This is a genomic window from Maridesulfovibrio sp. (genome assembly GCF_963666665.1).
Classification (GTDB): domain Bacteria; phylum Desulfobacterota; class Desulfovibrionia; order Desulfovibrionales; family Desulfovibrionaceae; genus Maridesulfovibrio.
Genome location: NZ_OY762999.1, coordinates 2998081 through 3010202 on the forward strand (window position 1 = coordinate 2998081; position 12122 = coordinate 3010202).

The 12122-nt window shown below is 49.8% G+C and carries 13 protein-coding genes; 3 read left to right on the forward strand and 10 right to left on the reverse strand.

The genetic code is table 11. The features are described from left to right. Nucleotide 1 precedes the first annotated feature (1 nt). The 9 genes from gspM to ACKU40_RS13780 are packed head-to-tail and all read right to left on the reverse strand — an operon-like array spanning nt 2 to nt 6724. Nucleotides 2–1549 (reverse strand): type II secretion system protein GspM, encoded by a 1548-nt coding sequence (gene gspM, locus ACKU40_RS13740; protein WP_320173364.1) that lies wholly within the window; start codon nt 1547–1549, stop codon nt 2–4. Then, a complete protein-coding gene (locus ACKU40_RS13745) occupies nt 1546–2892 on the reverse strand; it encodes a PilN domain-containing protein (protein ID WP_320173365.1) in 1347 nt (448 codons plus the stop codon). Before ACKU40_RS13745 ends, gspM begins: the two co-directional genes overlap by 4 nt. A gap of 13 nt (nt 2893–2905) precedes the next feature. After that, complete coding sequence (locus ACKU40_RS13750) at nt 2906–3925, reverse strand: type II secretion system protein GspK (RefSeq protein WP_320173366.1); 1020 nt, start codon at nt 3923–3925, stop codon at nt 2906–2908. A 4-nt stretch (nt 3926–3929) separates the two neighbouring features. Next, nucleotides 3930–4538 carry a prepilin-type N-terminal cleavage/methylation domain-containing protein gene (locus ACKU40_RS13755; protein ID WP_320173367.1) on the reverse strand — a complete coding sequence of 203 codons (609 nt, stop codon included), beginning with the start codon at nt 4536–4538 and terminating at the stop codon, nt 3930–3932. Then, entirely contained in the window at nt 4510–4935 is a 426-nt protein-coding gene (gene gspG, locus ACKU40_RS13760) for a type II secretion system major pseudopilin GspG (RefSeq protein ID WP_320173368.1), read from the reverse strand. Before gspG ends, ACKU40_RS13755 begins: the two co-directional genes overlap by 29 nt. Continuing rightward, complete coding sequence (locus ACKU40_RS13765) at nt 4935–5417, reverse strand: PDZ domain-containing protein (protein ID WP_320173369.1); 483 nt, start codon at nt 5415–5417, stop codon at nt 4935–4937. The genes gspG and ACKU40_RS13765 overlap by 1 nt, the downstream gene beginning before the upstream one ends. Next, nucleotides 5414–5830 (reverse strand): prepilin-type N-terminal cleavage/methylation domain-containing protein, encoded by a 417-nt coding sequence (locus ACKU40_RS13770; RefSeq protein WP_320173370.1) that lies wholly within the window; start codon nt 5828–5830, stop codon nt 5414–5416. Before ACKU40_RS13770 ends, ACKU40_RS13765 begins: the two co-directional genes overlap by 4 nt. Then, complete coding sequence (locus tag ACKU40_RS13775; RefSeq protein WP_320173371.1) at nt 5820–6308, reverse strand: type II secretion system protein; 489 nt, start codon at nt 6306–6308, stop codon at nt 5820–5822. The genes ACKU40_RS13770 and ACKU40_RS13775 overlap by 11 nt, the downstream gene beginning before the upstream one ends. Before the next feature lie 14 nt (nt 6309–6322). Next, nucleotides 6323–6724, reverse strand: a complete 402-nt coding sequence (locus tag ACKU40_RS13780) for a hypothetical protein (protein WP_320173372.1) — start codon at nt 6722–6724, stop codon at nt 6323–6325. Nucleotides 6725–7088: 364 nt separating this feature from the next. Here ACKU40_RS13780 and ACKU40_RS13785 point away from each other — a divergent pair, with 364 nt between their 5' ends. The 3 genes from ACKU40_RS13785 to ACKU40_RS13795 all read left to right on the forward strand — a co-directional run bounded on the left by ACKU40_RS13785 (nt 7089) and on the right by ACKU40_RS13795 (nt 11594). Continuing rightward, nucleotides 7089–8891: a hypothetical protein gene (locus tag ACKU40_RS13785; RefSeq protein WP_320173373.1), complete on the forward strand. Its 1803-nt coding sequence runs from the start codon at nt 7089–7091 to the stop codon at nt 8889–8891. A gap of 90 nt (nt 8892–8981) precedes the next feature. After that, nucleotides 8982–10343, forward strand: coding sequence for a hypothetical protein (locus ACKU40_RS13790; protein WP_320173374.1), 1362 nt, complete (start codon nt 8982–8984; stop codon nt 10341–10343). A 204-nt stretch (nt 10344–10547) separates the two neighbouring features. Beyond that, nucleotides 10548–11594, forward strand: a complete 1047-nt coding sequence (locus ACKU40_RS13795; RefSeq protein ID WP_320173375.1) for a tRNA-dihydrouridine synthase family protein — start codon at nt 10548–10550, stop codon at nt 11592–11594. An 82-nt stretch (nt 11595–11676) separates the two neighbouring features. Here the strand turns inward: ACKU40_RS13795 and ACKU40_RS13800 are convergent, their stop codons facing one another. Next, complete coding sequence (locus tag ACKU40_RS13800) at nt 11677–12066, reverse strand: PaaI family thioesterase (protein ID WP_320173376.1); 390 nt, start codon at nt 12064–12066, stop codon at nt 11677–11679. Nucleotides 12067–12122 lie beyond the last annotated feature (56 nt).

The window sequence follows — 12122 nt, forward strand, 5'->3', positions numbered from 1 at the left end:
ATCAGCCCCCTGCCCCGTGCGTAGCGTTTGCACGCGCAGTACAATTGTACACCTTGCGGGCATAACTCCAATCAAGGACATCTGCCTTGGGAACGATCACTTCATAGCCGAGCTCCTGCTTAAAAAAGTCCTCATATTTCCTGAAATATTCATCCATGGAGTTGTCCACTTCCGGCTCGGTACAGAAATAAGCCCGCGCCTTTTCAGGAGTAAGAAAGCGGACACTCTTCATAACTTCATCGATGGTATTCTGCGAAACTCCTTGCGGATTATTGGCGCTCAGGAACTGTACGGCCTCGTCCGGGTTTTCCTGCCACCAGCGCACTGCACGGGAAAAACCGTTAATGAGGGTTTCAACCGCCTTACCGTTACCTGACAAAGCATCTTCGCGCAGAACCAGAAACTGCAGACTCCAGTTATCCACCTCGGACGGTCCCGCCACAGGTCTGGCAATGCGCATTTTCTGTAATCGGCTGACAAATGGTTCAAAGGTGACCCCGGCTTCGATAAGGCCAGCTCTCAAACTTTGCGCCACAATTTCACGGGACATATCACTCACCGTAATATCCGAAAGCGACATGCCGTTCTTTTTGAGAACTTCATACAGAAAGTAATGAGCAGTTCCGCCTGTTTGAACAAAAACGGTTTTACCGCGCAGGTCTTGCACAGTTTTGATAGCCGAATTTCCGGCAACCATAAGGACATCCCCGGTTTTAAACTGCGCCAAGGGAGCCACTATGCGCAGGTCCACCCCTCTGGTCAGGAGTTGTACAAGCTCCAGTGCATGGGTAGCAGTACCGTCGATTTCTCCGGCATATAATTTTTCAAAATTTGTTTTTTCATGCTCGGAGAAATAGCACTCGACGCGCGTACCGTTCGAATGAAGCCATCCGTTGTGACGGGCGATTTCAAAAGGAGCATACCCGATCCAAGGCGGCATGGAGAGCACGAGACTGACCGCATGATCCGGCATCTTGGAATCTGCCTTGGCCGGGATGGAAAACTTGCTGACGACCAGACCGCCCTGCATGGCACCGCTCTTACCGGTCAGTGAAATTTCCGAAACAACAAAGACCTGCGGAGAGGTCTCCAGATAATAAATGAATTTCTCAATGGCTGTGAAAGAACCGCTGAAAGTCACATCCATGGGCTGGCTGCTCAAAAAAGCATTATGCTTTTGCGAAAGCGGACGCATTTCCTTGATGACAACCCCGGTGATAGACGCATAGTCCCGGATTTCATTATAAATATCCGAAGAGCTCCAATCCCTGCGGTCAACAAGGTCCAACTGCCGTTTAAGGGATTCATATTCATCTTTAACCTGACGCAACTTGGCTTCCCGGTCAGGCAGAACCATGGCTTTGGGAGTGTTGAGCTGAATTTCCTGTTTTAACTCAACCTGTTCCTGAACCGTGGCTTCATACATATTGCCTAGCGGAGACAAAATTCCCATATAAAGCACTACGGAAAGCAGAAAAATCAGGCATATGCCCAAAGCACGGCGGTCACGCGGATCAAGTTTGTTCCAGAAGGCAAGCAGGATGTTCATTGCGTTTCCTCCTGCTTCTTCTTGGACTTGAAAAAATTTTGCCAAGCGGGAAATTCAAGTTCCACCACAAAACGGAATCCCTGCCCTTGATCCAGCTTACTCATGGAAGAGAGCACCGCATTAGAAAAAATCTCTGTACTGCTCAAATTTTCCAGCAGTGCCATGAGGCTGATTTCACTTTTTGCCTCCCCCTGCAGGGTGATCTTGCCGGATTGATCAAGACGCATGGTGTCCAGCTTCACCTGAGCCGGAACAGAATCACCCAGATCGCGGAACACATGGGAAACAAAGGGCTTCTTCACCGTATATCTTAAAATATCATTGTTACGGCGTACATATTCCCGAATCTCCATTGTCACCAGATCAGTCCGCTTGGCCAAAAACAAAATCTTATGCGCTTCCTGCTTAAGGACCTTGGCATCCTGAGTATTCATATGAATCACGGCGAAGAAGAGCAGCAGGCAGCCCGCAACAGCACCCGCAATCGCAAGCCCCGAACGCACATAATCTTTCGGCGTAAGGGGAATGCGCTTCCACTCTTCAAGACTTTCATGGAATGAGCTTTTGGTGCGGTTCATACGCAGCAATGGCAAAAAGTCTTCATAGGACCGAACTTGTTCCAGCGGGATACCGGGCAGTACCTTTTCAATCAGCTCTGCAAAACCGTCAGGTTCCCCTGATCCGCCGGGAGGAATCCAAAGCACCACCCTTTCCGGCTTCGGCTTTTCCTCCGCTTCAAGCTGAGCGAGAACCACCCCAAGAGCACTTTCCAAGGACGGGCCTACGTCAGGAACAACCTCCCAGATCACGGGGACTTTCTTATGAATGCAACACAGACGGGTTTCCCCGTTTTCACGGGACATAAGCAGGGTCGGACCGGAAACCTTCAGGTCGAACTCAGGCAGCACAATGGACGTAACCTGAAATCCCATCTCCTTTGCTGTATCCAGACATCCATGCAGATACTCGTTAGAAATCCAGCCGAGAGTTGCGTTCAAGCCTTTGTTGCCGCTGTAACAACGGATTTCCCGTCCTCCGGTCTCAAGGGAACGGAATAAACGCTGACCGGCTTCCGACTCAAGATCTGCCACCGCATCCTTCTGTTCCTTGGCCGGATTAGGATTGCGACACAAGGCCGCCACGGACAACGGCAAAACCATAACGCATGGGCTGGGCTTATCCGCTTCAGGCGGTTGGGCTAGAGGTTGCCACTGCTTATCTTTGGAAGAATATTCAAGCGAAGATGCGCAACTGCCCTGTACGTCAAACAGCAGGGCTATCCGGGCGTTCTTCCCCAAGGGGCAGGGGAGCGGAATCATTTTGCACAACTTCTTTAAATTCATAGAACAACCCCGTTCATATTCGCGGCAGGGATTCGGATTCCCAGCGGGTGAAACGTAATTGATCCTTATCCACACTGACTCTGGCCGTAATGCGCTCGACCTGCCTGCCCGGAACAAATCCGGCCAGACAGGTCATGCTGAAATTCTTGGACTGCACAGCCAAAAACGGTTCAATATGAGTACTCTGAGAAGCCGCAGCCAAGGTACTCAGCGCCGCAGCCACCGAGGCAAAACCTTTCCAGCCCGTAAGGCGGTAGGCCAGCAGATTCTGGACCTGCCCTGTGGTGAACCCAACTGCATGAAGCACTTCCTTCCCGGCGGTGTTGATATTCACCTTACCCGATGAAAAACAGGTCAGATAGCCGGCAATACCTTCTGCACCGGAGGAGCCGTACAAAATATCCCGCGTCATTCCCTTTACCTGCAGCAATTCATCCAGACTGCGGATCGGCCCGTCGACCAAACCTTTAGCCATTGCCACGGACGGAGGGATACCTTTGCCATCCTTGCCATGTTTCTTGGTCCGGTACAGGATAATGTTCGAGGCCAGCACGTTGGAAATATTAGGAAACCCCTGCAACTGTGACATGGTGGCGACATTGATGTTCAGACGCGACTCCTCATCAATAAAGCCGTAGCTCAAAACTTCAGCATCCTTAGCGGCCTTGGAATCCTTGCCTGACTTTTTCTTTTTCGCAGCTCCCGGCTCAGGACGAATAATGGAATAATATCCCGGCCCGAACTTGATATCCTTGTATAGAGTCTCCCCGGAAAACCACTTATCCGTGATGCTGTGCACGGGATCGCGGGCATGTTCCCTGATAATCCCCGCCGCCCTGTGAACACCGCCGCGCGCCAGATTGTAAGCCCTACGATCCTGACTGCTCCAGCTTTCCACTTTTGTCTCGCAGACAGCCTCATAAGAAAACGAAGCAGCCATAATACCCAGAATGGCCATGACCCACAGCGTAACCACCAGAGCAAATCCCTGCTCTGCGGAAACATTCGTATGTCCGGTCACATTCTTAAGCATTCTTTCAGCCTGCCTTCTGCTGCGGTGTTACTTCCAACAAAACCTGTGAACGAAAAACACTCCTTCGTGATGGCCCTTCCTTAAAATCCAAAACCATTCCGATCATTCCCGGTCCGGTTACAGCCGTTATCCCCGCTCCTGCGGCACTTCCGCCATGCCCCCTTGCGGTAAGCTTGAATCGGGTTTCAACCACCCCGGAACAAAGCTCCATCTTTGAAATCGGCTTTCCTTTCTCCGGCTTGCCCTTCTTATCCTTGCGCTCTTCCCGCCAGAGAGTGCTTTCTTTGAGAACATAACGGACCCAAATCCGGTTTCCTTTTTCATCCAGAACAGGGAACTGGCATTTACTATCCTGACAGCTGATATCAGAAGCCGAACAGAGCGGGTCCAGATTGCGGACATCCCTGCCGAGCATGCTGAACACATAAGCGGCTGAACGCATGGGTGAAAGTACGGCCTGAGCGCCCCTTTCCACCCTCGTAGCGGTGACGAAGATCGAATAAACAGCAGTAAAGACAACCGAACCGATAGTAATCGCCACCAACAGTTCAAGAAGGGTAAACCCGCTTTGATCTGTAGCTGGTTCAGTAGTTGGTGATGTCCGCGTTATCACCTGTTCCTCCGGGCTTGCCGTCCTTGCCGTAACTGAGCAGGTCAAAATCCGGGCTGTGCTTGCCGGGAGCGGTGTACACATACGGATTATTCCACGGGTCCTTTGGAATGGTATTTTTACTCATGTACGGTCCATGCCAGTTCTCAGGGACTGGCGGAGTTGTGGGTTTTACCACCAAGGCATTAAGTCCCTGCTGGGTCGTTGGGAAATTCCCTGTATCCAGCTGATAGCTTTGCAGGGCCATTGAAAAATCTTCGATCTGCGCCTTGGCCGCCGCAACCTTGGCTTCATCGGTCTTGCCGAAAAACCTTGGGGCCACGATAGCCGCCAGCACGCCGATAATCACGATAACCACCAGCATTTCAATAAGTGTGAAACCGCGTCTTCCTTTATGCATCAAGAAGCCCCCCCACTTGTAGTTTTGACCGCCTTGGAGACCGGGACGTCAACAGGCAGATGAATTCCAAGTTTAACGATCTTGCCGTTTCTGAACAGGGTCAGGGCGACATTACCGCCCGGACGCTTGCGCTGCATGATGAATGTTGAATCCCGCATACCCTGCACCGGAACACCGTCTATTTCCAAAAGAATATCTCCGGGCTGGACACCACCCTTTTGTGCAGGACTATCGGGTTTGCAATCCATTACCAGAAGGGCACGATCCTGATCCTTGCTGGTCTCTTCCTTCCCTTCCTCCTCAACAACGTGCATTTCCTTCTGCACAACCTTGAGCTTGAGGCCCATCAACGGACGGGGCATGGGCTGGTAACCGATATCGATAGGGTCCGCCTTGAGCTGACACCCAGCCAGAAACATGCCCAATAAAAATAAGAGCAGGATTCGGGAAAAATTCATTTGCAAACGTAGTGCTGATTTCATTTTTTCTTGTCCTTGGTCTGGGTTTTACTCTGCGCAGGCAGGGTTTGCTCGACTTGTGCAGTTTCCAGAACATATTCATGTTCCCTGCCTTCGGTGAAGAAAAGTACTGTGATCCTAACCCGGCTCACACCGGAATAACCATCCTCTTTTTTGCTGACGATCTTCCATCTTCCGTGGGGCAGGGTTTCGCATTTACCGGATGTTGTTCCCGACTTGATATTTCCCTGATTAAGAAAAGAGGCCAGCCGCATTTCAGCTTCCAGACCGGCCCGCTCGTACCCTTCCACCTGCGACAGGGAAGCGGTTGCCTGTGAATAAACTCCGGCCACTGCAACCAGCCCGATGGACAGGATAGCCATGGCAACCATGACTTCCAGCAGGGAGAAACCGGAGTTACAGGATTTAGCGCACATACACGCCCCCATCAGCTCCGGCGACAATCAATTGCAGGCTTTCCTGCTTCTCGGAAACCAGCTTGAAACGGGCCGGCGTCGCAGTTCCCCGTGGAAAAAAAATGATACGCATTTCATGCCCTGAAACAGATTTCCCCAGAAGTTCCATATCCTTCACAGCCACCCTTGCAGGCAGTGAGGTCAGGCTCAGTATCTCACCCTTGTCAGCGCTCAACAGCTTAAGGTTCTTTGTTTCTTTATTGATAACCAAGATATGCTGTTTACCGGTATCAGCAGCCCTGAAGCGGGCAGAGGTGGCTATAGCCCCGAGATCGGCAACAGCGGCACGCAGAGAATTGCCCGTAAGCTGACCACTTAGGCGCGGCAGAAGAACAGCCATTACTATGGACATGATGACCATGACCACAATTAGCTCCAGCAGTGTAAACCCGTTTCGGACAGGTGCATGATTCAGATTTTTACGAGGCTGAAAATCCATACGAGCTCCCCGGTTTATTTGGAATCAGGAGCAAGTCTGCGTTTCAGGATATATCCGACATCAGGAGAATAAGTAACAAGTTCCCAGCCCTGCTGACCCAATGGAGCGAGGTTGGGCTTGTACGGATCGAATCCTGATTTTTCGAGGACATTGGGGACCAGAATTTTGTACTCCCACTTGGCATTGGCAAAGGCATCAAGCTTGGCCTCTATTCGGGAAAGGTCATCATGCAAAGCCTGCAATGGAGCAAGCAGAACACTGACATTCTCACCACTGCCGGAAGCGGGTTCGGAGGACTGAGCAAAGCATGGCCCCACAGCTAAACACACCAAAAGAACAGTAAAGAATCCGATTCTATTAAGCGACACAACAAAGTAGGATCTTAATCTACGAATACAGCCCACTGCTACCTCCAATTTTGAGACTCCTTATACAACAATAAAATATTAAACATTTTTTGTCTACGGACATCTAAAATTAATGAACTACTTCACACAATAACACCTCTACTCCACAACAAGTCATATATTAGAAATGCTGAAAAGCACACCCACTCCTTGACACAATTAAACCTATATAGTTTTATAGTAGTGTTGTGTTTTTTTAGCCATATCACTATCCGCATGAGGGGGAAGCATGAAAAAAAGTGGGTTCAAAACAAGTAACATAATCTTAAACACTTGTATTTTTATCCTTTGTTGCATTCTCAGCACATCCTGGGCCGACAGCAGCCAATATCTCTGCCAAGATTCTGGTGACAGCAGCTGCACCGGAATTACCATGGCCATAGGTCCATGCGGCAAACAAAACTGGATCAGCACGGTCACCTATTCCGTTGTAAACGGTAACTCTACTCAGGAAGTATTTTCTGTGGACAATAAAAACGCCACTGCGGGCTCTGTCACAAAATACATGAAACAAAACTTGCTTTGGAAGGTGGATGTGGAAAACGACCACTTTGACCAGAAACTGAGTACATATATCAAAATCACCCCCTCCGGCTGGGAGTTTGCACATGGATGCAACAAGACATCCCTAAATCCCGGCTGCGAGGCGGCCATGCTCTTCCCCAGTCCCGGAACGAACCTCAGTCCCGGCTGCCAGATGACCAAATACACCCCGCCCAACCCGACTCCATCGGGCGGACAATGCGGCGACAACACCGCAACAACCACATGGCAAAAAAGGATCTCCATTTACAACAACTGCATGGATGACGCATATATCGTGCTTACTCCCCCCACAGCAGCGGACAAACAGCACTTCTACAACGCCAAGCTCTGGAACAAGACAGCAGAACTGGCCCAGATGGATGAGATGTATGCCAACCCCCAAAACAAGACTTCAGCCCTGTTATTCCGTAAAAAAATCACCTTCGGTGAAAGCATGGATATCTCCGTGCCTGACGGCGGAATCGCCTCGGCAAACTTCGGAGTACTGCTCGGCTGCGAACAGCCCCCATCCGAAGGAGACTGGCCCGGAAGTTGTGTTATCGGCGGGATACCGGGAATGGCTAGCTCCGGCGTGGGAACCGTATTCGAATATTCAGCAGGTTGCACATACACCGGAGCGGACAGAAACAAATGTACAGTTAACCCCTCCGACGGCACATGCATGGGCGCAACAGACTACTTTGACCTGAGCATGGTTTCCGGCTTCAACGTACCTATGTCCATGGAACTCACCGATAATGGAAACGACTGCAACTTCACGGAAATGTCCGCCGTAGCAGACCTGTATGACTGCCCCAAGGAAGACCAGACTACTATCGCGGCCAACTCAACGCTGTACACCAACACACAACTCAACGCTGGAATCAGCCTTGTGGTATCAAATGATAAAAGCAGAGGACGTGCCGGATGCATGGCTCCGGAACAATGGCTCGAACCTCCGGGAGGCCAGGACCCATACAAAAATACTGATACTCAGGCGGCCAGTGCGGGGATAACCACAGACCCGCCCAATATATCAGACTGGTATGCCTGTAACGTCATGAAAGCACAGGGAGCAGACAAGGACCCGGAAACCTGCCTCACTCCCGGATGCGGCGGCCCGCAATGCGCGGTCGGACCTCTTGGAACACCCGGAGTTTATGACATGGTTTCCCTCTCGAAGGGTAAGGGCAAGCCCTACACCAACTACGTTAAGTACCTGAAGGCAATCGGTTCGGATGCCTATGCATGGCAGTTCAACGATGACGCATCCACCGCTATCTGCCAAAAGGCAGGAGCGACTGTAAAAGTGACTCTTTGCCCCGGCCCCCCTGAACAGCAGCCTTACAGAAATCAAACGTGGGCATTCTCCAACAATAAATGCCTGCCGGATTCAAACACCGGATCCTACCCTACCCTGCTCGCCTGTATGCAGGCTAACTTTGATTACAGTTGCCAGAAGGAAGAGGTGAAAAAGCTGAATGCCAAGACAGGAGCAGCCACCACTGCCCAGCTTAACTACTGCAAGCCGGTACCCAAAGGGCAAGGCGTACCCTATGATGTCTGCATGAAGAACAATTCCCAATACTGCCAGCAGACAGGGAAGACACCGCCGAATACGCAACAAAAAACACCAAGCAAAACTCAATAGCTAAAACGGCGTGATTGATGGGAACATCTGGAGGGACTCATCAACCACGTTCATCTATTTTAGTAACCATTTTAAGGATAAGGAGTTTCTATGCACGCTGGAAAAGCAAAAAGGATTTTACCTTCATTGCTGAACATCTGTTTTTTGATTGCCCTTATTCTCATGGGAGCAGGCCAATCTCTTTCCCAAGCAGCTGAAGCAATCTCGCCTGCCTTTGAAACCACCAGCCTAATTGAAGGAAAATGCGTCGGAAATTCAACAAATTGTGTAAGCTTCTTTGTCTCACCTGCTCAGAACTGCAAAACAGTATCAACGGTCGCAAATAAAACATTTTACGACAATATGACTACATCGTTCAGTATGTTGAAAGAAGATGGAAGCTTCGGCCCCACTTATCCTGTAACAACAGGCCCTAAGTTCGTTCATATGCTGAATGGGACAATCTGGAAGGTAAACACACTTAACCAGTCTTTTCCCGGATCACCGTATACGTGCATGATTAAAGTTGTCGGCGGAGAAAATGGCTGGGATTATGCTCAAGACTGTTCTGTAAGTTCCACTTCAGAAAATTGCACCGGGTGCGCGCACATGTCCACTCCGGGACAAGTAGATAATAATTCAGGATTTGTAATGATCAACTCAGGCTGTGTTGAGGGCAACCCGGCAATAGCCAGCTACGGACATGCATACCTTTTGGACTACAAAAACGGTAACTTTTTATTCAGAGGACCTCACCCTACAGTAATGAAGGATAACAAATGGGTATTTGACCAAAAGGGTTTGTTGGCCGCCTTAAAATCAAGATCCATGGCCCAATTGGGCAAGCCTCTGCCCGACTCTTATATTTTTGTTGATATCAGCCTGATTAACGACACTGGGGAAGGCCCCATGCTTAAAGCGGAATATACACATTTCAATGGGACATCTTCAAATCTTAAACCAGACTCCTTTCAACCTGCCACGGGAACCGTTCCCCTTTCCGGCACCAATTCCACCGGAAAATTTCTCTGGTGGCAGATGCTTACTGAGGGCAATGGCGGAGGCAACGCCAGCAAACTTCCGGGATTGGTTGATTACATCAGTACAACCATGAACAATAACAATAAAACTCCTTATGTAATCTATTTCCATTGCAGTGCAGGCGAGGATAGAACGGGAGAAGTGGCTATATCCTACCTTATGAATAACAGGATGTCGGAAGATATTAATGCGGCCTATGTATACGGAACAACTATTTTCACCGATCCGGCCAATAGTAAGCTGGGACGTACCACCCCCAAAAACCCTGTCAGTAGCTATTTCCAAGGAGTTAAATGGTATTGCAGTCAGAATTCAAGCTGGAGCTGCGATTTTTCGGATACAACTACCGTCCCCGGTGATCAAGGAACATGCCTGTATCCTTGGAGCAAGGACAAAGAACAAAACGCATGCGTATGGGCCGGACAGAATTAACGTAAAAACCATTTGCTGAAAAATATCCGCGTTTTCCGGGGCCACCTGAAAAGGTCTAGGGAAACGCGGAGTTGCGTAGAGCGAATATGAATCAGTAATGACGCGAAAAAAACTTTTTTAGCACTCTCAAGACTTGCCCGTTATGCAACAACAGGATACGGAAGGCTGCATCCTTTGACACCTATAACCTGTCTTACAGATTTCATGACCGAATCCACTCCCAACCATCTCCCAGAACTGGCAGCTAAACTGAACAGCCCCATTATCATCGGCGGAAAAACCATTCCAAATCGATTGTGGCTGGCCCCTATGGCCGGACTGACACATAGTGCCTTCCGTCAGGTTCTGGCCCATTACGGCTCCTGCGGCTTGGCCTTTACGGAAATGTGCAGCGCCAAGGCTGTTCCTACAGAAAACCCCAGAGTTTCGTCGGTTTTCAAATGGCACGAATGGGAACTTCCCAGCCTTGTCTGTCAATTGGTGGGGGCCACTCCGGAAGAACTGGTGATTGCAGCAAAACGCGTGGAACACGAAGGTTTCTTTGGTGTGGATATCAACATGGGATGCTCGGCACGGGGAATGATCAAGCGTAAGGCTGGTGCCGCCCTGCTCAAGACGCCCGAAAAGGCCGTTGCTATTGTGGAAGCAGTACGCAAGGCAGTGTCCATTCCAGTCTTTGTCAAATTCCGCACCGGCTGGTCCAAGGAAATTGAACCGGCTGTGGCCCTGGCTAAAAATTTTGAAGCGGCAGGCGCCGACTGTCTCGTCTTTCACCCGCGTGTTGCACCGGACAAACGCACCCGACCTCCTTTCATTGACCACATCCGTTTCATTAAAGAAGCGGTCTCCATTCCAGTCTTTGGCAACGGCAATGTGACAACCCCTCAGCACTGTCAAGATATGCTGGAAAGAACAGGATGCGATGGCGTGTCCATAGGACGTATGGCTATGGCCCAGCCATGGCTCTTTGCCCAATGGACAACGGGTTTTACTCCCGACAAGGATATTTTTAAGGATTACATCATACGGCTTGCGACCGCCTTGGAACAGGATTTCGATCCTATCCGCGCAATTAAACGGTTCCGTCTGCTCATGGCTTATTTTGCAGCCAATTTCCGCTTTGGACACAGCCTGCTGGCCACCTTTTCACGGGCAAAGACCATGGATGATGTCCGACTGCTTGCCGAAGAATACATCAAACCGGATATGCAGTTAAGCCAGACTCCCAACATGAATTTATACAACCTCTAGGCCAATAATCCTTAGTTAAAAGAAATAAAAAAACCGCAATGTGTAAACACATTGCGGTTTTTATTCTCTTGAGCCCAAAAAACTATGCTCCGGCCAGCACATGTTCCTTAGTGACAAAGCAAGTGAACACGCCACTGAAAACAATTTCTTCGTTGCAGGAGACATCAACCTTAACTATATGTTTGCGTCCATTGTTTTCCTGCTCGCTGGCTTTGGCAATAAGGACATCACCCACTTTTGAAGGCTTCAGGAAGCGACTCTCAGCGCCGGCCAGAACAACATTAGGATGATTGACCGTCAGCATTGCCGCATAATCAGCCATGCCGAAAATAAAACCGCCATGAACCAGCCCGCTGGCATCGGCAGCCATATTAGCAATACATTCCAGACGAACTTCACTTCCGCCATCAAAGACTGAAACAGGTTCGCCGCACAGGGATCTGTCTATCTGCTCATGTGTATTGATAACCATAAGTTTCTCCATCTAAGCATTTTCCGGACATTATATATGATAAGACCGGGGATTTC

Bases quoted from the DNA above. Each gene is read 5' to 3' on its own strand.
- ACKU40_RS13785 (WP_320173373.1), top strand. From the start codon at position 7,089: ATGGCCATAGGTCCATGCGGCAAACAAAACTGGATCAGCACGGTCACC.
- gspG (WP_320173368.1), bottom strand. From the start codon at position 4,935: ATGCATAAAGGAAGACGCGGTTTCACACTTATTGAAATGCTGGTGGTT.
- ACKU40_RS13750 (WP_320173366.1), bottom strand. From the start codon at position 3,925: ATGCTTAAGAATGTGACCGGACATACGAATGTTTCCGCAGAGCAGGGA.
- ACKU40_RS13745 (WP_320173365.1), bottom strand. From the start codon at position 2,892: ATGAATTTAAAGAAGTTGTGCAAAATGATTCCGCTCCCCTGCCCCTTG.
- ACKU40_RS13790 (WP_320173374.1), top strand. From the start codon at position 8,982: ATGCACGCTGGAAAAGCAAAAAGGATTTTACCTTCATTGCTGAACATC.
- gspM (WP_320173364.1), bottom strand. From the start codon at position 1,549: ATGAACATCCTGCTTGCCTTCTGGAACAAACTTGATCCGCGTGACCGC.
- ACKU40_RS13795 (WP_320173375.1), top strand. From the start codon at position 10,548: ATGACCGAATCCACTCCCAACCATCTCCCAGAACTGGCAGCTAAACTG.
- ACKU40_RS13775 (WP_320173371.1), bottom strand. From the start codon at position 6,308: ATGGATTTTCAGCCTCGTAAAAATCTGAATCATGCACCTGTCCGAAAC.
- ACKU40_RS13765 (WP_320173369.1), bottom strand. From the start codon at position 5,417: ATGAAATCAGCACTACGTTTGCAAATGAATTTTTCCCGAATCCTGCTC.
- ACKU40_RS13770 (WP_320173370.1), bottom strand. From the start codon at position 5,830: ATGTGCGCTAAATCCTGTAACTCCGGTTTCTCCCTGCTGGAAGTCATG.
- ACKU40_RS13800 (WP_320173376.1), bottom strand. From the start codon at position 12,066: ATGGTTATCAATACACATGAGCAGATAGACAGATCCCTGTGCGGCGAA.